A 19,791-nucleotide genomic window follows, 5' to 3' on the forward strand; every position below is an offset into this window, starting at 1 on the left:
GGTTGCCCGAAACGGATTCGCGCTGCAGTGCCGCGATGGGGAAAACGCAACCACCGCGTGCACCGTCATCGTTCCAGCGCGTCGGAGACGCGCTCGCAGGCCGCGACCAGGTCGTTGACCAGGCGCTGGTCCACTTCGACATGCCCCTCGTACTCGGCGAGGTTGCGCAGGTCGTGCGCCTTGGCCAGCACGCGCCAGACATCGGGCCCGAGTCCTAGCGTATGCGGCAGCACCTGGAAGACGATGTAGCGGTGGCGCGCACGGAACCCCGCACGCCGCAGCGCCGCAAGGCTCAGCGCATGGGCCGCGTTGTACGCCAGGTCGAAGCGGCTCTCCAGCGACAGTGCGTCGTTGTGGGCATCGGCTAGCCGCGCCAGTCCCGAGCGAAGCAGGCCGGCAGTCTCTTTCCTGTCGGGTGGCTCAGGGCTGAGCGGTCCGCTGTGCGTGGCCAGTTTCTCAAGCGGCGAGGTCATCTTCGCCCCCGATCAGCCATTGCCTCGGCCGCTGCAGCACGCGGGTGACGAAGCTGTTGCCGGCCTGGCGGCGACGCTCCAGCTCGTCGCGGGTGTAGACGGTCGGATTGACCTGCCGGCCCAGCCGTTCGGCCACCGGATGCAGGGCCAGCATCACCTCGGCGTAGTCGAGATCGTCGGCGACCAGCATCAGGTCGATGTCGCTGCGACTGGTGTCGCTGCCCTTGGCGATGGAGCCGTACAGGAAGGCGGCATGGATGCGGTCGGCCAGCGGCGCGAGTGCCTCGCGCAGCGGCTCGGCCAAGCCGAAGGTCTTGCGGACGATCGACACCAGCTCGTCGTGTATCGGGGCGTCTGGATCGGCCCGGTAGCGCTTCTGGTTGCCGACGTGCTCCACGGTCAGCAGGCCGCTGCCCGCCAGGCGCGCCAGTTCGCGCTGGACGGCGCCGCTGCCGGCACCGGTCGCCTGGATCAGCTCGTTGACCGCGTAGCTGCGTCCCGACCCGCCAAACAGGCATGCCAGCACACGTTGCTGCGTGGTGGTGAACAAGGCCCCCGACAGGCTGGCGGTGGCATAGCGCGCCGCCGCTTCGCTGACCCTGCCGGATCGGGGGGTGTCGTTCATGCCCATATCGGGCACGATAATGCCCAGATTGGGCAAGTGCAAGCTCAGGTGAGGTCGGCCCGCGAGTCCGCCTGCATCTCGTAGCGGCTCGGGCGCGGGTTCAGGTGGCCGCAGGCCTTGCAGGTACGCAGGTCATCGTTGCGGTAGAAGGCTTCGAACACGCGGAAGAAGTCCTGCTCGATGTCGTTGAGGTGGAAGTACTCCTCGTAGACCTTTTCGTTGCACCGCTCGCAGAACCAGAGCAGGCCATCGTCCTCGTGCGGCAGGCGCCTGCGTTCGATCACCAGCCCGACCGAGCCCGGCATGCGCTGCGGGGAGTGCGGCACGCGGGGCGGCAGCAGGAAGATCTCGCCGGCGCGGATCGGGATGTCGCGCACGGCGCCCTCTTCCTGGATCCGCAGCACCATCTCGCCTTCCAGCTGGTAGAACCATTCCGGGCCTTCGTCCCAGTGGTAGTCGGTGCGCGCATTCGGTCCGCCCACCACCATGACGATGAAGTCGCCGTCGTAGATCACCTTGTTGCCGACCGGGGGCTTGAGCAGGTGGCGGTGCTCGTCGATCCAGGCCTGGAAGTTCAGCGGGTTCGGCAGCATGTCAGCGGCGCTCCGGCACGTGCGCGACGCATTTCAGTTCGATGGCGATCGGGGTGGGAAGCGAACCGATGCCCAGCGTGGTCCGGCAAGGTGCCGTGGCCGCGTCGGGGAAATACTCCGCCCACACCGAGTTGTATCCCTTGAAGTCATGGACCAGGTCTGTGAGGTACACGGTCACGTCCACCAAATCGTCCCAGCGTGCGCCGCTGGCCTGCAGTACCGCACGGACATTGGCGAAGACAGCCCGGCACTGCGCATCGATGTCGTAGCTCACCAAGCGCCCGTCCGCGTCGTGCACGTTGCCGACGATGGCGTTGGTCGCCGGATCGCGCGGACCGATGCCGGACAGGAACAGCAGGTCGCCCACGCGCCGCGCATGCGGGTAGTGCCCGACCGGCTTGGGCGCGCCGGCGGCCTGCACCACGTCACTCATCGCGCTTGCCCTTCGGTGGCACGCCGGCGAGGGCGCGCTGGTAGGCGGGTTGCAGGTCGTCCGGGGCTGACACGTCCATGCCCAGCTCACGCACGCGGCCGTCGAACAGACTGTAGACCCAGCCGTGGATCGCCAGCGGCTGCCCGCGTGCCCAGGCGTCCTGCACCACGGTGGTCTGGCAGACGTTGAAGACCTGTTCGATGACGTTCAGTTCGCACAGGCGGGCATGGCGCAGGGACTCGGTGTCGACCTGCTCCAGCAGGTCGGCGTGCTTCATCGCCACGTCCGCCACGTGCCGCAGCCAGTTGTCGGCCAGGCCGACGCGCAGCCCGGTCATCGCCGCGTGCACGCCGCCGCACCCGTAGTGGCCGACCAGCAGGATGTGCTCGACCTTCAGGATGTCGACGGCGAACTGGACCACCGACAGTGCGTTGAGATCGCCGTGCGACATGACGTTGGCGATGTTGCGGTGGACGAATACCTCGCCGGGATCCAGGCCCAGGATCTGGTTCGCCGGCACGCGCGAATCGGAGCAGCCGATCCACAGGTAGCGCGGCGACTGTTGTTGCGACAGCCGCTTGAAGAAGCCGGGATCCTCCCGCTTGATGCGGTCGGCCCAGTCGCGATTGTTCTGCAGCAGTTTTTCGAGTTCGGAAAGGTCGGACATTCGGTTCGATGATCCTCAGCGTAGTGCCACGCAGACATTCTTGGGTTCGGTGAAGAAACGCATGGCCTCCAGGCCGCCTTCGCGGCCCAGGCCGGACGCGCCGGTGCCGCCGAACGGCGTGCGCAGGTCGCGTGTCATCCAGGTGTTGATCCAGACGATGCCGGCGCGCAGCTGCGCGGCCAGGCGGTGGGCGCGGTCCAGGTCGCGCGTCCATACAGTCGCGGCCAGGCCGTAGTCGCCGGCGTTGGCGAGCGCCAGCGCGTGCGACTCGTTCTCGAAGGGCTGCAGGGTGACGACCGGACCGAAGATCTCTTCGCGGTTGGTGGTGGCCTCGGGCCCCAGCCCGTCGATCACTGTTGGTGCGATATACCAGCCCGGCCTGTCCAGTGCATGGCCGCCGGCGAGAACGCGGCCACCCTCGAGGCGGGCCCGCTGGATGCAGGCCAGGACCTTGTCGAACTGCACCTGCGAGGCCATCGCCCCCAGGCGCGTCGCCGGATCGTCCAGCGGTCCGGCGTGCAGGTCCCGCACGCGTTCGAGCAGCGCGTCGCGGAATTCGTCGTGGATCGCCTGTTGAATCAGCAAGCGCGAGCCGCACAGGCAGATCTGGCCGGCATTCTGGAACGCAGAGCGGAGCAGGGTGTCCAGGTGCGCACGCCAGTCGCTGTTGGCGAACACCAGCGTGGCGTTCTTGCCCCCCAACTCCAGCGACACTTTCTTCAGCTGCGGCCCCGCCAGCCCGGCGATGCGCCGGCCCACCGCGGTGCTGCCGGTGAACGAGACGGCCTTGATGGCCGGATGCAGCACCAGCGGCTCGCCGACCGCAGCCCCGGTGCCGTGCACGATGTTCAGCACACCGGCGGGCAGGCCGATCTCCGCGGCGAGTTCGCCGAGCATCGTTGCGGTCGCGGGAGTGATCTCGGACGGTTTGGCCACGACCGTATTGCCGGCTGCCAGGGCGGGCGCGATCTTCCACGTGAACAGATAGAGCGGCAGGTTCCACGGAGAGATCGCCGCCACTACGCCCAGCGGCTGTCGCAACGTGTAGTTCAGTCCGGCTTCGCCGTGGTGCGATTCGCTGGCGAACTGCGTGGCCGCGTGCGCAAAAAACCGCAGGTTGGCGATGGCGCGGGGAATCTCGATATCGCGGGCCAGCGACAGCGGCTTGCCGGTGTCGCGGGACTCGGCGGCGGCAAACACGTCGCGGCGTCGTTCCAGCGCGTCGGCCAGCGTCTCCAGCCACCGCGAGCGCTCGCTCGTGGTCAGGGCCGACCACGCGGGGTAGGCGGTTTCGGCGGCCTGTACCGCCAGCAGCACGTCGTTCTCGCTGCCATCGGCGACTTCGGCGTAGACCTCGCCCGTCGCGGGCTCGAACACCGCACGCCAGGCGCTGCCCGTGCGCGGTCCGCCTTCGATGAAGTGGCCGAAGCGTTCCATGCCCGTTAGCTTAACCCGGCTGGCGATCCCCCGTTCCTTCGGCTCAGATCGATTGCATCCGGCCGCCGTCGACCGCCAGGCTGACGCCCGAGATGTACGCGGCTGCCGGCGAAGCCAGGAACGCGATCGCGGCGGCGATCTCACCGGCCTCCGCGAACCTGCCGACGGGCACGGTGGCCAGCATGGTGGCGGTGACGGCGTCTTCCGATTTGCCCGTAGCCTGCACGCGATCGCGCAGGATCTGCTCCAGCCGCTGCGTACGCGTGTAGCCAGGCAACACATTGTTGACGGTGATGCCGTCGGCGCCCAGTTCCCGGGACAGGGTCTTGGCCCAGCTGGCAACGGCGCCGCGGACGGTGTTGGAGACGCCGAGGTTGGCGATGGGTTCCTTCACCGAGGTGGAGACGACGTTGACGATGCGGCCCCAGCGGGCTTCGCGCATGCCGGGAACCGTCAGCTGGGTGAGCACCTGGTTGGCCAGCAGGTGGCGCTGGAATGCAGCCAGGTAATCGTCGGGACCGGCCTCGATCGCGCGTCCACCCGGCGGACCGCCGGTGTTGTTGACGAGGATGTGCACCGGGCGCTCGGCCGCGAGTCCGCCGACCTTCGCCTGCAGGGCCGCGGCATCGGCGACATCGACGGCGATGCTGTCGTGCTGCTGCGCATGGGCCGTACAGGGCAGGGCGGCGGCGACGTCCGCCAGCACCTCGGCACGTCGGGCGAGCAGGGTGACGCTCGCACCCAGCAGCGCGAGTTCATGGGCGGCCGCGCGGCCGATGCCTTCGGAGGCGCCGCACACCAGGGCGTGCCGGCCGGCGAGGTTGAGGTCCATGCGTCGTCCCAGCAATGAGAGGGGGGCGAGTGTAGCCCTGTGGGTATCGCGTGTGGGAGCGATGGGAATCGGGATACTGCACCTCACTCGCGAAGCGAATGCCCCCCCCTTCGCGACTTACGTCGCCCCCACACCGTCACCCCGACGGGCCGAGCGCTCGCGCATCAGCCCCGACACCGCCACGTTGTCCTCGCCGCCCAGCCGCTGCAGGGCGGCGGCGGCGCCTTCGACGTTGGCGACCGGATGGTTCTGGCTGAGCTTGAATTTCAGTTCCACTCGCTCGACCGTGAAGCGGAAGCCGACGATGCCGCGCAACTGGCGGACATGGTCGTCACGGTCGTGTTCGAACCGCCAGTCATTGCCGACCCGTCGCTCGTTGATCCGGCTGAGGCGATCGACGATGGACGCCAGTTCGGCCGTTTGGTCGGCGGTTTCGAGTGCGCCATGCAGGTGGGCGACCGCATAGTTCCAGGTCGGCACGCGTGCGGCTTCCTCCTTGTCCGCATACCAGCCCGGCGACACGTAGGCATGCGGGCCATGCACGATCATCAGCGCGGGACCGGCATGGCGCGCCTGCGGATTCGGCTTCGCCCAGTGCCCCTCGATGACGATGCGATCATCCTGGCGGTCATAGAGCACCGGCAGATGGCTGACGGTCGGAGCGCCATCGGCGACAGTGACCAGCGTGACGAAGGCGTCGCGCGCGATCAGCCGGTCCAGTTCGGCGAGATCGTCTTCGACGAACGCGCGCGGCGAGTACATGCGGTCAGGCGCGCGCGCCGAGCGACTGCACCATCTTCGGCACCAGCGCGGCATCGTCGTCGCCCCGCGGGGGCTGGATGCCCGCCAGCGAGAAGCCGCGTGCCAGCGCGTCGTCCTCGTCCAGCCCGTCGAAGGCCACGAAATCGGCGTCGAACAACGCCGCGCGGGCGCTGTCCTCGCTGTCGTAGGGCAGGGTGTTGCCGTCGCTGTCCAGCACTTCGGCCGTGCCGGCCTCGAGCACGCGCAGGCGTGCCCAGATCAGGGTGCGGCCCAGCGACGCCAGGTACCAGTCTTCGCGCAGGAACGGATTCATGCGAAGGCCTCCGCCCACAGCGCCAGCAGGCCAGCCATCGCCAGCCCGAACATGATGACGCACAGCGAAATGCGCGCCGGCGTGGCCAGCCCCGAAAGCGACGTATCGGGGATGCGGCGATAGTCGCCGGACAGCAGCCAGCGCAATGCCACCGGCTTGAGAAAGGCGCCTTCGCCCCACTGCGCGCCCAGCGCCCCATGGCGGTCGCGCACGTGCACCAGCGTCAGCGGCCAGAAGATGACGAACGCACAGAAACCCGCGATGGCGACACCGACGAAGCACAGGGCGAAGAACAGGATCATCAGAACTCCGCGTTGCCGGGCGCGCGCGGGTAGGCGATGGCATCGCGGATGTTGCTCAACCCGCACACGTACACCACCAGGCGTTCGAAGCCCAGGCCGAAGCCGGCGTGCGGCACCGAACCATAGCGGCGGAAGTCGCGGTACCAGCCGTAATGCGCCGGATCCAGGCCGAACTGGGCCATGCGCGCATCCAGCACGTCCAGGCGCTCTTCGCGCTGGCTGCCACCAATGATCTCGCCGATACCGGGCGCCAGCACGTCCATTGCGGCGACGGTCTTGCCGTCGTCGTTCAGGCGCATGTAGAAGGCCTTGAAGTGCTCGGGATAGTTGGTCACCACGACCGGGCGGCCGACATGTTGTTCGGTCAGCCAGCGCTCGTGTTCGGTCTGCAGATCCAGGCCCCATTCGACCGGGAACTCGAACTTCTGCCCCGACTTCTGCAGCAGCGAGATCGCATCGGTGTAGTCGATGCGCTCGAACGGCGAGTTGACGAAGGCTTCCAGGCGGGTCAGCGCGGTCGGCTCGACGCGCTCGGCGATGAACGCCAGATCGTCGGCACGCTCGCTGAGCACGGCGCGGAACAGGTACTTCAGGAAGTTCTCCGCCAGCTGCGCATTGGCAGCCAGGTCGTTGAACGCCACTTCCGGCTCGATCATCCAGAACTCGGCCAGGTGGCGCGTGGTGTTGCTGTTCTCGGCGCGGAAGGTGGGGCCGAAGGTGTAGACCTTGCTCATCGCCAGCGCATACGCCTCGGCGTTGAGCTGGCCGGACACGGTCAGGAAGGTCTCCTTGCCGAAGAAGTCGCGCGAGAAGTCCACCGCACCTTCTTTGTCGCGCGGCAGGTTGACCAGGTCCAGCGTGGACACGCGGAACATCTGGCCGGCACCTTCGGCGTCCGACGTGGTGATGATCGGCGTGCTGATCCAGAAGTAGCCGTTCTCGTGGAAGAACCGGTGCACGGCCTGCGCCAGCGAATTGCGGATGCGGGTGACCGCGCCGAACAGGTTGGTGCGCGGGCGCAGGTGGGCGAACTCGCGCAGGTATTCAAGCGAGTGCTGCTTGGGCTGCATGGGGTAGGTGAGGGGGTCTTCCACCCAGCCCACCACCTCGATCGCCGAGGCCTGGATCTCGAAGCTCTGGCCCTGGCCCTGCGAGGCCACCAGGGTGCCGGTGGCGACGACCGCGCAGCCCGTGGTCAGGTGCTTGATCTCGGATTCATAGTTGGACAATGCCGCGGGCGCCACCACCTGGATCGGCGCGAAGCAGGATCCGTCGCTGACGTTGACGAAGGACAGGCCTGCCTTTGAGTCGCGCCGCGTGCGCACCCAGCCGCGCACCGTGACTTCGCCGCCGGCCGGGAGCTTGCCCGCCAGCGCATGTTCGACGCTTACCACCGTCATGGCTTGAATCCTTCGAAGACAGACTTATTAATGGAACGCGGAGTTTACAAGAGCTGCGCAGCCCTCGGCATGCCGAGGGCTATAATCCGTCGGCGTTGCGAAGGAGACACACATGGCCATCACCTTGACCCCGGTCGCACTCGAGCGCGTGCAGCGCTTCGTCGAGCAGACGCCGGCTGCCCTGGGTCTCCGCTTCGGCGTGACCCGCACCGGTTGTTCGGGCTGGGGACACGTGGCCGACCTGGCCCGCGACGAGCGCGAAGGCGATACCGTGTTCGAATTCGGCGGCGTGAGGATCTACGTGGACGCCACCAGCCTGCCGCTGGTCGATGGCACCGAAATCGACTTCGCCAAGCAGGGCCTGTCGGAGACCTTCATCTTCAGGAACCCCAACGCTGCGGCCGAGTGCGGCTGCGGCGAGAGCTTCACCACCACGGCCGACGCCGCCTGATTGCACGCAACGGCACGGCTTGCCCCTAAGTCGTTGACCTGCCATACTTTCCTGCTCCCGGAGGCCAGCCTGGCCGCCGGTTCCTCGCCCCACCGTGTCCATCCGGGCATCGGGGGGCTGTTCCGTCCGGCTGTTTTCGTGGCCGGACCCACATCCGAAAGGTAAAAACGATGCGTCACTATGAAGTCGTGTTCTTGGTCCATCCGGACCAGAGCGAGCAGGTGCCGGCCATGATCGAGCGCTACAAGGCGCTGATCGAGGGCGGCAACGGCACCATCCACCGTCTGGAAGACTGGGGCCGCCGCCAGCTGGCGTACCCCATCCAGAACCTGGTGAAGGCCCACTACGTCCTGCTCAACATCGAAGCCGACCAGGCCGTGCTGAACGAGCTGGTGGAGAGCTTCCGCTTCAACGATGCGGTGCTGCGCAACCTGGTCATCAAGCGCGATGGCCCGGATACCGAGCAGTCCCTGATCATGAAGAACAAGGACGAGAAGGGCGACAAGCCCGAGCGTGGCGAGCGTCGCCGCCGTGACGACGACGAGGCCGGTACCGAAGCCTCGACCGATTCCGACACCGCCGAAGCCGCCTGAGGAGCACCCCCATGTCCAAGTTCTTCCGTCGCCGCAAGTTCTGCAAGTTCACCGCCGAAGGCGTGAAAGAGATCGACTACAAGGATCTCAACACCTTGCGCCAGTACCTGACCGAGAACGGCAAGATTGTGCCGAGCCGCGTCACCGGCACCAAGTCCCGTTACCAGCGCCAGCTGTCCGCCGCGGTCAAGCGCGCCCGTTTCCTGGCGCTGATCCCGTACACGGACAACCACGACGTGTAATCCAGGACCTCCCCGCACGGGGAGGTTCTTCTTTCCCACTGTCATTCGGACAGCCAATCGCTGCAGGCCCAGCCTGCTAACGAATACGGAGCAATACGATGGAACTGATTCTTCTGCAGAAAGTGACCAACCTGGGCGTCCTGGGCGACAAGGTCAACGTGAAGCCGGGCTACGGCCGCAACTACCTGGTGCCGCAGGGCAAGGCCGTGCCGGCCACCGCCGCCAACGTCGCCGAGTTCGAAGCCAAGCGCGCCGAGTACGAAGCCAAGGCCAAGGCTGTCCATGACGACGCCGAAGCCCGCGCCGCCAAGCTGGATGGCGCCAGCGTCACGATCACCGCCAACGCTGCGACCGAAGGCAAGCTGTTCGGCTCGGTCGGCCCGCGCGATATCGCCGACGCTTTCACCGCCGCCGGCCTGCCGCTCGAGAAGAGCGAGGTCATCATGGGCGAAGGCGCGCTGCGCAACATCGGCGAGTACGACATCGTCGTCAAGCTGCACGCCGACGTGCAGACGACCGTCAAGGTCGTGGTGCAGGCCGAAGGCTGATCCATCCCGCGCATCATCCGTGATGCCGACAGACGGGCGCCGAAAGGCGCCCGTCCTGTTTTGGGATTGGGAGTCTCGGATCCTGAGATGCCCACCGGTTATCCACACACTTATCTGCAACACCCTTGGGCATGGACTGCCTACCATGTCCGGCCGTGCTGGCGTTCGCCCCGCATGCGCCGCAGGAGTTCGTCACGCCCATGTCAGCACGCACCAACTTCCGCCAGGATCCGCACGATTCGCGCATCGAACAGCTGCGCGTGCCGCCGAACTCCATCGAGGCGGAACAGGCGGTGCTCGGTGGTCTGATGCTGGCGCCGGAAGCTTACGACCGCATCAACGACAAGCTGACGCCGAACGATTTCTACCGGCGCGACCACCAGCTGATCTACCGCGCCATCGGCGAGCTGGCCGAACGCAACCGTCCCTTCGATGCGGTGACGCTGGGCGAATGGTTCGAATCTCAGGGCCACATGGAACTGGTCGCCGGCGGCGCCTACCTCGTCGAACTCGCCAGCACCACGCCGTCGGCCGCCAACATCACCGCGTATGCCGAGATCGTCCGCGACAAGGCGGTGATGCGGCAGCTGATCGAGGTCGGCACCGAGATCGTCAACGACGCCTTCCAGCCCGATGGCAAGGAAAGCGACGAGATGCTGGCCGTCGCCGAGCAGAAGGTGTTCGCCATCGCCGAACAGGGCGCGCGCGGACGCACCGACTTCGTGGCGATGAACGACGCGCTGAAGGATGCGTTCGAAGTCCTGCGCGTGCGGTCGGAGAGCGGCGGCACGGTCACCGGACTGCCGACCGGCTACACCGAATTCGACATGATGACGGCGGGCCTGCAGCCTACCGACCTGGTGATCCTGGCCGCGCGCCCGGCCATGGGCAAGACCACGTTCGCGCTGAACATCGCCGAATACGCCGCCATCAAGTCGAAGAAGGCCGTCGCGGTGTTCTCGATGGAAATGTCGGCCGGCCAGCTCGCCATGCGCCTGATTTCCTCCGTGGGGCGCATCAACGCGACGCGCCTGCGCACCGGCCAGTTGGAGGATGAGGACTGGAGCCGCGTGACCAGCGCCATCCGCATCCTCAAGGACCAGGCCAAGGTCTTCATCGACGATACGCCGGGCCTGTCGCCGGACGTGCTGCGGTCCAAGGCGCGCCGGCTGAAGCGCGAACACGACCTCGGCCTCATCGTCATCGACTATCTGCAGCTGATGTCGGTACCCGGCAACAACGAGAACCGCGCCACCGAGATTTCCGAGATCTCGCGCTCGCTGAAGGGCTTGGCGAAGGAGCTCAACGTCCCGGTGATCGCGCTGTCGCAGCTCAACCGCTCGCTGGAAACGCGCACCGACAAGCGTCCGGTGATGGCCGACCTGCGCGAATCCGGCGCCATCGAGCAGGACGCCGACATGATCGTCTTCATCTACCGCGACGATTACTACAACAAGGAAACCTCGCCGGACAAAGGCCTGGCCGAGATCATCATCGGCAAGCAGCGTTCGGGTCCGACGGGTTCGTGCAAGCTGCGGTTCTTCGGCGAATACACGCGTTTCGACAACCTGAGCCACGACAACATCGGTGCGTTCGAGTAGCCGCCGCTGCGGTCCTAAGCCCGGCGCCGCTACAATCGCGGCATGCCAGGACCTGAATTCCCCGACGTGACGGTTCCCGCGGCCGCCCTCCGCCCGGAAGCCAACGACCGACCCACGCGCATCCGCGTGGACCTGGCGGCGATCGGCCACAATTTCCGCGCGCTGCAGGCGCATGCCGGGGCGCCGGTGATGGGCATCGTCAAGGCGAACGCCTACGGGCACGGGCTGGTGCCCGTGGCACTACAGCTGCAGTCCGAGGGCATCGGACAACTTGGTGTCGCGCTGGTCGAGGAAGGCCTGGTCCTGCGGCGTGCCGGCGTGACTGTGCCGATCCTCGTGATGGGGGGAATCCATGCGCCGCAGGTCAGCCAGTTCCTGGCGTGCGATCTGGAAGTGACGGTCTCGTCGATCGCCAAGCTGCGGCAGGTCGAGGCGGCCGCGGAGGCAACCGGGCGCAGGGCGGTAGTGCACCTGAAGATCGACACCGGCATGGAGCGCATCGGCGTGCACAGCGAGAACGCCGGCGCCTTCATCGACGCGGCGGTGTCGTCGCACTGGTGCACGGTAAAGGGCATCTACTCGCACTTGGCCTGCGCGGACGACCCCGCGTCGCCGATGACGCGTGAGCAGTTGCAGCGTTTCCTGCACGCATGCGGACACTTCGACCGGATCGGTGCGCCCATGCCGATCCGGCACCTGGCCAACTCCGGCGGTGTGCTGCACTTTCCCGAGACCTGCCTGGACATGGTGCGACCCGGCATCGCGCTGTACGGCGTGATGCCCGATCCCGCATCGCGGCCGACGGTGGCGCTGCGACCGGCGCTGTCGCTGGTCTCGAAAGTCGTTTACTTCAAGGTGGTCAGGGCGGGCCGGACGGTCAGTTACGGCGCCACATGGACGGCCACGAGCGACACGCGCGTGGTCACCGTGCCGATAGGGTATGGCGACGGTTATCCGCGCTCGCTGTCGTCGCGTGGCGAGGTCCTGGTGCAGGGCGAGCGCCATCCGATCATAGGTCGCGTCTGCATGGACCAGTTCATGGCCGATCTGGGCCCGGGCGGGAGCGCCTACAACGAAGACGAAGTGGTGCTGATCGGCCGGCAGGGCGCCGAAACCATCCCGTGCGAAGCGGTGGCGCAGGCGGCGGGGACGATCCCCTACGAAATCCTCACCGGACTCAATGCCCGCATTCCGCGCGAGTACGGGAACACTGCATCCGCTGCCGGGCCCGTTGCGTAGACGCTGCTGCCCTTGCTAGCGATCCGACTGCATGCCCAACGCTATCGTCTGGTTCCGCCATGACCTGCGCCTGGACGACAACCCGGCCCTGCGGGCTGCGGTGGAGGAGGGATTCACCCCGATTCCGGTTTACGTGCATGCCCCCGCCGAGGAGGGCGAATGGCCGCCGGGTGCCGCCTCGCAGGCGTGGTTGCATCACGCCTTGATGGCGCTCGATGGCGATCTGCGTCGGCGCGGTTCCCGCCTGGTGATCCGGCAGGGATCCAGCGAGCAGGTGCTGCACGACCTCGTCGCGGCATCCGGCGCAACCGCCGTGTTCTGGAACCGGAAGTACGAACCTGCCACGCAGCCGCGCGACGCTGCGCTAAAGAAGGCATTGCGTGAGCAGGGCCTGCAGGCCGACAGCTTCAACGGCAGCCTGCTGATCGAACCCTGGGACATCGCTACCCAGCAGGGCCAGCCGTACAAGGTATTCACGCCTTTCTGGCGGACGGCACTCACCCTGTGGCGCATGCCCGCCCTGTGGAATGCGCCCTCACGGTTGCCGTCCTTCGACGATGGGCACGGCGGCGACCCGCTGGATGCCTTGCGGCTGACGCCGCGACGGGGATGGGATGCGGGCTTCTGGGACGTCTGGACGCCCGGCGAGGCCGGCGCGCGCGACGCACTGGACGTCTTCATCGACGGCGCGCTCAACGGCTACCGCAGCGACCGCGACCGGCCGGACCGTGTCGGTACCTCGCGCCTGTCGCCCCATCTGCACTTCGGCGAGATCGCGCCCTGGCGCATCGTGGCGGAGCTGGAGCGCGTGCGTACCGCCGCCAACAGCGCGGACATGGACGGTTACATCCGTGAGCTGGGCTGGCGCGAGTTCGCTTACCACCTGCTGCACCACTTCCCGCATACCACCACCCAGAACCTCAATCCCCGCTTCGAACACTTTGATTGGGCGAAGGTCGATGCGCGCGCCCTCGATGCCTGGCAGCGGGGCCGCACCGGCGTGCCGATCATCGATGCCGGCCTGCGGGAGCTATGGGCCACCGGCTACATGCACAACCGCGTGCGAATGATCGTGGCCAGCTACCTCACCAAGCACCTGCGCTACCACTGGCTGCAGGGGGCGCGCTGGTTCTGGGACACGCTGGTCGACGCGGACCTGGCCAACAACACGCTGGGCTGGCAATGGACGGCCGGGACCGGTGCCGACGCCGCCCCGTATTTCCGCGTGTTCAACCCGGTGACGCAGGCGGAGAAGTTCGATCCCAAAGGAACCTACATCGCCCGATGGGTGCCGGAACTGGCCGACATCCCCGTACCTGCGCGCTTCGCCCCGTGGCAGACCCCCGAGTTGCTGGCCAAGCGCGGCCGCGGGTACCCGCGCCATCCCATCGTGGACCTGGCCGCCGGGCGCGACGGCGCACTGGCTGCATACCGCAAGACCGGTGACTGAGCCGCGTTGACGCCTTTCGCCGCCGCATGCTTCACTCGGCGCGGGAGAGGAGGGTACGCATGGCCACGAAAAAGGCGTCGGCGAAGCCGCGTCGCGAGCCGATGTCGCGGGTGGACACCGCCTGGTTGCGGATGTGCCGGCCGACAAATCCGATGATGATCACCGGCGTGCTGATGTTCGACGAGCCGATGACGTTGGATCGGCTGAAACAGGTCATCAAGAAGCGCTTCCTCGCCTATCCGCGCTTCCTGCAGAAGGCGGTCGATACGCCGGCAGGCGCTTCGTGGGTGACCGACCCGGACTTCGATCTCGACTGGCACGTGCGCATTTCGGCCCTGCCGGGTCGGCACGATCCGAAGTCGGAGAAGAAGGCCCTCGAGCGCTTCACCAGCCAGATGGCATCGACGCCGCTCGACAAGACCAAGCCGCTCTGGCAGTTCCACCTGATCGAGCGCTACGGCACCGGCTCCGCACTGGTGGCCCGCATCCACCACAGCTACGCCGATGGCATCGCGCTGGTGCAGGTGCTGTTGTCGCTCACCGATACCAGCCGCAAGCCCGACACGGGCAAGGACCTGCGTTCGGCCTGGCTGAAGAAGGACGGCGCGGAGGTCGTGCGCCGCGTCGGCGCCATCGACCGTTACGTGCAGATCGGCGGCAAGGTGCTGGGCAAGGGCATGGAGATGATGCAGGACCCGACGCTGGCGACCATGCTGGCGAAGGAGGGCGGCGAGATCGGTCGCGAGCTGCTGCATGCGCTGTCGCTGTCCGACGATCCACCCACGCTGCTGCGCGGCAAGCTTGGCGTCAGCAAGCGGGTCGCGTGGGCGGAACCGCTGGACCTGGAAGAAGTGAAGGCGGTCGGGCGCGCCTGCGACTGCACGGTCAACGACGTATTGATGGCGGCCGCCGCCGGCGCCCTGCGCAGCTACATGCTGGAGCGCGGCGAACAGCTCGATGGCGTCACCCTGCGCGCCACCGTACCGGTGAACCTGCGTCCGCTGGAGCACGCTCGCAAGCTGGGCAACCACTTCGGTCTGGTGTTTCTGGACCTGCCTGTGGGCGAGGACAACCCGATCCGCCGTCTCGAGCGGGTCGCCGAGTGCATGCGCGACCTCAAGAATTCACGGCAAGCTATTGTTGCCTTTGGCCTTCTTGCGGCACTGGGCATGGCGCCGGCGGCCATCCAGGGCGTGGCGCTCGAGTTGTTCTCGCGCAAGGCGACGGCCGTGGCGACCAATGTGCCCGGCCCGCAGCAGCCGTTGTACATGGGGGGCGCTCGCCTGCGGGACATGATGTTCTGGGTGCCGCAGACGGGGTCCATCGGCCTGGGCATTTCCATCCTGAGCTACAACGGCCGGGTGCATTTCGGGCTGATCGCCGATGCCAAGCTGATTCCGGACCCCGATGCGGTCATCCGCCGGTTCGGTCCGGAATTCGACAAGCTGCTCTATCTGTCGTTGATGGGGGACTGGGAGCAGACGCTGGATGCCCCGGCGGCCCAGGCGTTGGTCGATTGATCCCCGCCGGCACCTGAATGAACAGGGCGCAAATCGCGTGATGTAAACATTTCGCTGGTTAGGCTTGCGCCCCGTTCCATCCGCATGCCACCCAGGAGATACCCATGAACGCGATGCTCAAGACCGGCGCCCTCGCGGCGCTCACCGTGACGATGCTGGGCGGCTGCGCCAGCTACACCGGCCAGACCAATGATCCGAACGATCCCAACCGCACCCGCAATGGCGCGCTGATCGGCGCCGGCATCGGTGCCGTCGCAGGCCTGCTCAGTGGTGGCGATGCCACCGAGCGTCGTCAGCGCGCCCTGGTCGGCGCGGGCATCGGCGGCATCGCGGGCGGCTCCATCGGCGCCTACCAGGACCGCCAGGAAGCCGAACTGCGCCGCCAGACCGCCGGTACCGGCATTGATGTCAGCCGCGATGGCGACGTCATCAAGCTCAACCTGCCGGATGGCGTGACCTTCGACTTCGGCAAGGCCGACCTGAAGTCGCAGTTCTATCCTGCGCTCAACAACGTGGCGGCCACGCTGCGCGAGTACAACCAGACGATCGTGGAAGTCAGCGGCCATACCGACAGCATCGGCTCCGAGGCCGTGAACCAGCGCCTGTCCGAACAGCGTGCGGCGGCGGTCGGCAACTATCTGATCGGCCAGGGCCTGCAGCGCGAGCGTTTCGAGATCGTCGGCATGGGCAAGCGCTATCCCATCGCCAGCAACGATACCGATGCAGGTCGTGCCGCGAACCGTCGCGTCGAGGTCCGTGTGCTGCCGGTCCGTTCGTAAGCACGTTTGCACCTCGCTCTCCGACGGGCCGCCTTTGCGCGGCCCGTCTTCGTTTCAGCGATCCGCGAACGCATCCGTTGCGCGAACCAGCGCATCGGTGATCGCCGGCTCGGTGGCGCCGTGGCCGGCCAGCACCATCTCCAGGCGGGCCTGAGGCCAGGCCTGTGCTAGGTCCCAGGCACTGCGCGGCGGGCAGATGATGTCGTAGCGGCCTTGTACGATCACACCGGGCAGGTGGCGGATGCGGTCAATGTCGCGTAGCAACTGTCCATGCGCGAGAAAGGCGTTGTGGCGGAAGTAATGCGCTTCGATCCGCGCCTTGGCCAGGACCTTGGCGGGATCTTCATCCGACGTGGCATCCGGCTCGTGCAGCAGCGTGGCCGCACCGTCTTCCCAGCTCAGCCACGCCTGTGCGGCGGCCATGGCGATGGCCGCGTCGGGATCGTCCATGCGACGCCAGTACGCTTCGATCATCGTGCCGCGCTCGCCCGCCGGGATATGCGCCTCGTAGCGCGCCCAGCGTTCCGGAAACACCCAGCGCGCCCCGCCGTCGGCCTCGTTGAACCAGCGGTTCTCCTCTTCGCGGCCGAGGTAGACGCCGCGCACGATCACGCCTGTCGCACGCGCGGGGTGCGCCTGCGCGTAGGCCAGCGCCAGCGTCGAACCCCACGAGCCCCCGAATACCAGCCAGCGCTCGATTCCCGCGAGCGCACGCACGGCTTCGATGTCCGCGACCAGGTGCGCGGTGGTGTTGTCGCGCAGCTCGCCGAACGGCGTCGACTGGCCGGTACCGCGCTGGTCGAACAGGACGATGCGGTAGCGTGCCGGATCGAAGAAGCGCCGATGCACCGGCGACAGGCCCGCGCCCGGGCCGCCGTGCAGGAAGATCACGGGGATGCCGTCCGGATTCCCGCATTCCTCCACATGGAGCGTGTGCAGGGCATCGACGGCAAGCCGGTGCGTGCGGTACGGCGCGATCTCGGGATACAGCGTGCGCATGGGCAGGGGTCCTTGCGGGGTGTCCGAGCATAGCCAGCGACGCCCCGTCCGTCAGCCCGCATCGGGCGCGCGTGTCAACCCGTTTCCCGCGCGGCCATCCGTTGCCACAATCCGGGTCCCACCCGATCCATCGGGTTCTCCAGCACCGGACGCAATGCAAGACCGTACGCCCCAGATCGCCCAGCACATCGCCGCCACCATCGCCGCCGCGATCGGCGCCCAGACCGCGCAGGCCAAGGCCGCCATCGCGCTGCTCGATGAAGGCGCCACCGTGCCCTTCATCGCCCGCTACCGCAAGGAAGTCACCGGCGGGCTCGACGACACCCAGTTGCGCAACCTCGAAGTGCGCCTGACCTACCTGCGTGAGCTGGAAGACCGTCGCGCCGCCGTGCTCGCCAGCATCGACGAGCAGGGCAAGCTGACCGACGAACTGCGCGCCGAGATCGAGGGCGCCGACAGCAAGGCGCGGCTGGAAGACCTCTACCTGCCGTACAAGCCCAAGCGCCGCACGCGTGCGCAGATCGCGCGCGAAGCCGGCCTGGAGCCGCTCGCCGACGGCCTGCTTGCCGATCCCACACAGGTGCCGGAGGTCGCGGCCGCCGCGTATGTCGATGCCGACAAGGGCGTGGCCGATGCGAAGGCCGCCCTCGACGGTGCGCGCGCCATCCTGATGGAGCGCTGGGGCGAGAACGCAGCACTGGTGGGCGAACTGCGCGCCTGGATGACCGATGTCGGCGTGATCCGCGCCAAGGTCGCGCAGGGCAAGGAGAACGAAGGCGCGAAGTACCGCGATTATTTCGACCACGCCGAGTCGCTGGCGAAGATCCCCTCACACCGCCTGCTTGCGCTGTTCCGTGCGCGTCGCGAAGAGATCCTGTTGCTCGATCTCGACCCCGGCATGGAGGCCGAGGCGGGCCACCTGCAGGCCGAGGGACGCGTGGCCGTGCATGCCGGCGTGTCGGCGCAGGGCCGCGCCGCCGACAAGTGGTTGCTGGATGCCTGCCGCCTGACGTGGCGCGCCAAGCTGCACATGCACCTGCTGCTGGACCTGTTCAACCAGGCGCGCGAGAAGGCCGAAGCCGAGGCCATCGCGGTGTTCGGCGACAACCTGAAGGATCTGCTGCTGGCCGCGCCTGCGGGGCCGAAGGCCGTGCTCGGCCTCGACCCGGGCCTGCGCACCGGCGTGAAGGTCGCGGTGGTGGACCGCACCGGCAAGCTGGTCGACCACGCCACCATCTATCCGCACGAACCCAAGCGCCAGTGGGATCAATCGATGCACGTGCTGCGTGCGCTGTGCGCCAAGCACAAGGTGGACCTGATCGCGATCGGCAACGGCACCGCCAGCCGCGAAACCGACAAGCTCGCGGGCGACCTGATCAAGCAGGCGCCGGAACTGAAGATGGACAAGATCGTCGTCAGCGAGGCGGGGGCGTCGGTGTACTCGGCATCGGAGTTCGCGTCGAAGGAATTCCCCGATCTCGATGTCAGCATCCGCGGTGCGGTGTCGATCGCGCGCCGTCTGCAGGATCCGCTCGCGGAGCTGGTGAAGATCGAGCCCAAGGCCATTGGCGTGGGCCAGTACCAGCATGACGTGGACCAGTTCCGCCTGGCGCGCGCTCTCGATGCGCGGGTGGAGGACTGCGTGAACGCCGTGGGCGTGGACGTGAACACCGCTTCGGCCGCCTTGCTGACGCGCGTGTCCGGCCTCTCGTCGACAGTGGCGGAGAACATCGTGCGCTTCCGCGACGAGCATGGTGCGTTCCGCACGCGCAAGGCGCTGCTCGGCGTGCCACGCCTGGGCGAGAAGACCTTCGAGCAGTGCGCCGGCTTCCTGCGCATCGCCGATGGCGACGAGCCGCTGGATGCCTCGTCCGTGCATCCGGAAGCCTATCCGGTGGTGGAGCGCATCCTGGCTGGTAGCGGCCGGCAGGTGAAGCAGATCGTGGGCGACATCGTCTTCCTGCGTGGAGTGAAGCCCGAGCAGTACACCGACGAGAAATTCGGCGTACCGACCATTCGCGACATCCTGAAGGAGCTGGAGAAGCCCGGTCGCGATCCGCGTCCCGAATTCAAGGCAGCGCGCTTCGCGGACGGCGTGGAGGACATCAAGGACCTGCGCGAGGGCATGATCCTGGAAGGCGTGGTCAGCAACGTGGCTGCGTTCGGTGCGTTCGTCGACATCGGCGTGCACCAGGACGGCCTGATCCATATCTCGGCGCTTGCCGACCGCTACGTGAAGGACCCGCGCGAGGTGGTGAAGGCGGGCGATATCGTCAAGGTCAAGGTGCTGGAGGTCGATGTGGCCCGCAAGCGCATCGCGCTGACCCGCCGCCTGGACGACGCGCCCGCGCCGCAGGCGCCGCGCGAGGCCCGCAACAGTGACCCGCGTCCACCACGCGGACCGGACCGCGGCAATCCGCGCGACCCGCGGCGTGGTCCGGTACCCGCGAAGACGACCGCTGCGCCGGCGGACAACGCGCTGGCCGCGGCGTTCGCCCGCGCCCGCGACAAGTCCTGATCCAGCCGCGGGAC

At 67.4% G+C, this 19,791-nt stretch carries 21 protein-coding genes and 1 pseudogene; 10 read left to right on the top strand and 12 right to left on the bottom strand.

The window, feature by feature from the left end:
• Window positions 1-65: 65 nt before the first annotated feature.
• The 11 genes from Q0907_RS05735 to asnS all read right to left on the bottom strand — a co-directional run bounded on the left by Q0907_RS05735 (window position 66) and on the right by asnS (window position 7,837).
• Complete coding sequence (locus Q0907_RS05735) at window positions 66-473, bottom strand: hypothetical protein (RefSeq protein WP_299342440.1); 408 nt, start codon at window positions 471-473, stop codon at window positions 66-68.
• Window positions 457-1,098 (bottom strand): nucleotidyltransferase domain-containing protein, encoded by a 642-nt coding sequence (locus Q0907_RS05740; RefSeq protein ID WP_299342442.1) that lies wholly within the window; start codon window positions 1,096-1,098, stop codon window positions 457-459. The genes Q0907_RS05735 and Q0907_RS05740 overlap by 17 nt, the downstream gene beginning before the upstream one ends.
• A gap of 44 nt (window positions 1,099-1,142) precedes the next feature.
• On the bottom strand, window positions 1,143-1,691 hold the full coding sequence (locus Q0907_RS05745; protein ID WP_299342444.1) for a 3-hydroxyanthranilate 3,4-dioxygenase: 549 nt from the start codon (window positions 1,689-1,691) through the stop codon (window positions 1,143-1,145).
• A gap of 1 nt (window position 1,692) precedes the next feature.
• A complete protein-coding gene (locus Q0907_RS05750; protein ID WP_299342445.1) occupies window positions 1,693-2,124 on the bottom strand; it encodes a RidA family protein in 432 nt (143 codons plus the stop codon).
• Window positions 2,117-2,791 (bottom strand): carbonate dehydratase, encoded by a 675-nt coding sequence (can, locus tag Q0907_RS05755; RefSeq protein ID WP_296279950.1) that lies wholly within the window; start codon window positions 2,789-2,791, stop codon window positions 2,117-2,119. The genes Q0907_RS05750 and can overlap by 8 nt, the downstream gene beginning before the upstream one ends.
• A gap of 15 nt (window positions 2,792-2,806) precedes the next feature.
• A complete protein-coding gene (locus Q0907_RS05760) occupies window positions 2,807-4,228 on the bottom strand; it encodes an aldehyde dehydrogenase (protein ID WP_299342447.1) in 1,422 nt (473 codons plus the stop codon).
• Between the two features lie 43 nt (window positions 4,229-4,271).
• On the bottom strand, window positions 4,272-5,060 hold the full coding sequence (locus Q0907_RS05765) for an SDR family oxidoreductase (protein ID WP_299342448.1): 789 nt from the start codon (window positions 5,058-5,060) through the stop codon (window positions 4,272-4,274).
• 117 nt (window positions 5,061-5,177) lie between these two features.
• Complete coding sequence (locus tag Q0907_RS05770) at window positions 5,178-5,822, bottom strand: FMN-binding negative transcriptional regulator (RefSeq protein ID WP_299342450.1); 645 nt, start codon at window positions 5,820-5,822, stop codon at window positions 5,178-5,180.
• Between the two features lie 4 nt (window positions 5,823-5,826).
• Complete coding sequence (locus Q0907_RS05775) at window positions 5,827-6,135, bottom strand: hypothetical protein (protein WP_299342452.1); 309 nt, start codon at window positions 6,133-6,135, stop codon at window positions 5,827-5,829.
• On the bottom strand, window positions 6,132-6,437 hold the full coding sequence (locus Q0907_RS05780; RefSeq protein ID WP_296280728.1) for a hypothetical protein: 306 nt from the start codon (window positions 6,435-6,437) through the stop codon (window positions 6,132-6,134). Before Q0907_RS05780 ends, Q0907_RS05775 begins: the two co-directional genes overlap by 4 nt.
• On the bottom strand, window positions 6,437-7,837 hold the full coding sequence (gene asnS, locus Q0907_RS05785; RefSeq protein WP_299342453.1) for an asparagine--tRNA ligase: 1,401 nt from the start codon (window positions 7,835-7,837) through the stop codon (window positions 6,437-6,439). The genes Q0907_RS05780 and asnS overlap by 1 nt, the downstream gene beginning before the upstream one ends.
• A gap of 112 nt (window positions 7,838-7,949) precedes the next feature.
• Here asnS and Q0907_RS05790 point away from each other — a divergent pair, with 112 nt between their 5' ends.
• The 9 genes and pseudogenes from Q0907_RS05790 to Q0907_RS05830 all read left to right on the top strand — a co-directional run.
• Entirely contained in the window at window positions 7,950-8,288 is a 339-nt protein-coding gene (locus tag Q0907_RS05790) for an iron-sulfur cluster assembly accessory protein (protein ID WP_296280726.1), read from the top strand.
• A gap of 170 nt (window positions 8,289-8,458) precedes the next feature.
• A complete protein-coding gene (rpsF, locus tag Q0907_RS05795; protein ID WP_296280725.1) occupies window positions 8,459-8,881 on the top strand; it encodes a 30S ribosomal protein S6 in 423 nt (140 codons plus the stop codon).
• Window positions 8,882-8,892: 11 nt separating this feature from the next.
• Window positions 8,893-9,123: a 30S ribosomal protein S18 gene (rpsR, locus tag Q0907_RS05800; protein ID WP_056880329.1), complete on the top strand. Its 231-nt coding sequence runs from the start codon at window positions 8,893-8,895 to the stop codon at window positions 9,121-9,123.
• 98 nt (window positions 9,124-9,221) lie between these two features.
• Window positions 9,222-9,671: a 50S ribosomal protein L9 gene (gene rplI / locus Q0907_RS05805; protein WP_296280724.1), complete on the top strand. Its 450-nt coding sequence runs from the start codon at window positions 9,222-9,224 to the stop codon at window positions 9,669-9,671.
• 200 nt (window positions 9,672-9,871) lie between these two features.
• Window positions 9,872-11,272, top strand: coding sequence for a replicative DNA helicase (locus Q0907_RS05810; protein ID WP_299342456.1), 1,401 nt, complete (start codon window positions 9,872-9,874; stop codon window positions 11,270-11,272).
• A gap of 42 nt (window positions 11,273-11,314) precedes the next feature.
• Window positions 11,315-12,511, top strand: a complete 1,197-nt coding sequence (gene alr / locus Q0907_RS05815) for an alanine racemase (protein ID WP_299342458.1) — start codon at window positions 11,315-11,317, stop codon at window positions 12,509-12,511.
• Window positions 12,512-12,542: 31 nt separating this feature from the next.
• A complete protein-coding gene (locus Q0907_RS05820; protein ID WP_299342460.1) occupies window positions 12,543-13,961 on the top strand; it encodes a deoxyribodipyrimidine photo-lyase in 1,419 nt (472 codons plus the stop codon).
• Between the two features lie 59 nt (window positions 13,962-14,020).
• Window positions 14,021-15,481, top strand: coding sequence for a wax ester/triacylglycerol synthase family O-acyltransferase (locus Q0907_RS05825; protein ID WP_299342462.1), 1,461 nt, complete (start codon window positions 14,021-14,023; stop codon window positions 15,479-15,481).
• Window positions 15,482-15,687: 206 nt separating this feature from the next.
• Window positions 15,688-16,260: pseudogene (locus Q0907_RS05830) on the top strand (OmpA family protein); the annotation flags it as partial.
• 54 nt (window positions 16,261-16,314) lie between these two features.
• Here Q0907_RS05830 and pip read toward each other — a convergent pair.
• On the bottom strand, window positions 16,315-17,259 hold the full coding sequence (gene pip / locus Q0907_RS05835) for a prolyl aminopeptidase (RefSeq protein ID WP_299342463.1): 945 nt from the start codon (window positions 17,257-17,259) through the stop codon (window positions 16,315-16,317).
• A 154-nt stretch (window positions 17,260-17,413) separates the two neighbouring features.
• Here pip and Q0907_RS05840 point away from each other — a divergent pair, with 154 nt between their 5' ends.
• On the top strand, window positions 17,414-19,777 hold the full coding sequence (locus Q0907_RS05840; RefSeq protein WP_299342465.1) for a Tex family protein: 2,364 nt from the start codon (window positions 17,414-17,416) through the stop codon (window positions 19,775-19,777).
• The last annotated feature ends 14 nt before the right edge of the window (window positions 19,778-19,791 follow it).

Source organism: uncultured Pseudoxanthomonas sp., from assembly GCF_947498795.1.
In the GTDB taxonomy this organism is placed as follows: Bacteria; Pseudomonadota; Gammaproteobacteria; order Xanthomonadales; family Xanthomonadaceae; genus Pseudoxanthomonas_A.

Bases quoted from the DNA above. Each gene is read 5' to 3' on its own strand.
- pip (WP_299342463.1), bottom strand. From the start codon at position 17,259: ATGCGCACGCTGTATCCCGAGATCGCGCCGTACCGCACGCACCGGCTT.
- Q0907_RS05745 (WP_299342444.1), bottom strand. From the start codon at position 1,691: ATGCTGCCGAACCCGCTGAACTTCCAGGCCTGGATCGACGAGCACCGC.
- Q0907_RS05810 (WP_299342456.1), top strand. From the start codon at position 9,872: ATGTCAGCACGCACCAACTTCCGCCAGGATCCGCACGATTCGCGCATC.
- Q0907_RS05770 (WP_299342450.1), bottom strand. From the start codon at position 5,822: ATGTACTCGCCGCGCGCGTTCGTCGAAGACGATCTCGCCGAACTGGAC.
- Q0907_RS05750 (WP_299342445.1), bottom strand. From the start codon at position 2,124: ATGAGTGACGTGGTGCAGGCCGCCGGCGCGCCCAAGCCGGTCGGGCAC.
- can (WP_296279950.1), bottom strand. From the start codon at position 2,791: ATGTCCGACCTTTCCGAACTCGAAAAACTGCTGCAGAACAATCGCGAC.
- rpsR (WP_056880329.1), top strand. From the start codon at position 8,893: ATGTCCAAGTTCTTCCGTCGCCGCAAGTTCTGCAAGTTCACCGCCGAA.
- Q0907_RS05825 (WP_299342462.1), top strand. From the start codon at position 14,021: ATGGCCACGAAAAAGGCGTCGGCGAAGCCGCGTCGCGAGCCGATGTCG.
- Q0907_RS05780 (WP_296280728.1), bottom strand. From the start codon at position 6,437: ATGATCCTGTTCTTCGCCCTGTGCTTCGTCGGTGTCGCCATCGCGGGT.
- Q0907_RS05740 (WP_299342442.1), bottom strand. From the start codon at position 1,098: ATGAACGACACCCCCCGATCCGGCAGGGTCAGCGAAGCGGCGGCGCGC.
- rplI (WP_296280724.1), top strand. From the start codon at position 9,222: ATGGAACTGATTCTTCTGCAGAAAGTGACCAACCTGGGCGTCCTGGGC.
- alr (WP_299342458.1), top strand. From the start codon at position 11,315: ATGCCAGGACCTGAATTCCCCGACGTGACGGTTCCCGCGGCCGCCCTC.
- Q0907_RS05735 (WP_299342440.1), bottom strand. From the start codon at position 473: ATGACCTCGCCGCTTGAGAAACTGGCCACGCACAGCGGACCGCTCAGC.
- asnS (WP_299342453.1), bottom strand. From the start codon at position 7,837: ATGACGGTGGTAAGCGTCGAACATGCGCTGGCGGGCAAGCTCCCGGCC.
- Q0907_RS05775 (WP_299342452.1), bottom strand. From the start codon at position 6,135: ATGAATCCGTTCCTGCGCGAAGACTGGTACCTGGCGTCGCTGGGCCGC.
- Q0907_RS05760 (WP_299342447.1), bottom strand. From the start codon at position 4,228: ATGGAACGCTTCGGCCACTTCATCGAAGGCGGACCGCGCACGGGCAGC.
- Q0907_RS05765 (WP_299342448.1), bottom strand. From the start codon at position 5,060: ATGGACCTCAACCTCGCCGGCCGGCACGCCCTGGTGTGCGGCGCCTCC.
- Q0907_RS05790 (WP_296280726.1), top strand. From the start codon at position 7,950: ATGGCCATCACCTTGACCCCGGTCGCACTCGAGCGCGTGCAGCGCTTC.
- Q0907_RS05820 (WP_299342460.1), top strand. From the start codon at position 12,543: ATGCCCAACGCTATCGTCTGGTTCCGCCATGACCTGCGCCTGGACGAC.
- Q0907_RS05840 (WP_299342465.1), top strand. From the start codon at position 17,414: ATGCAAGACCGTACGCCCCAGATCGCCCAGCACATCGCCGCCACCATC.
- rpsF (WP_296280725.1), top strand. From the start codon at position 8,459: ATGCGTCACTATGAAGTCGTGTTCTTGGTCCATCCGGACCAGAGCGAG.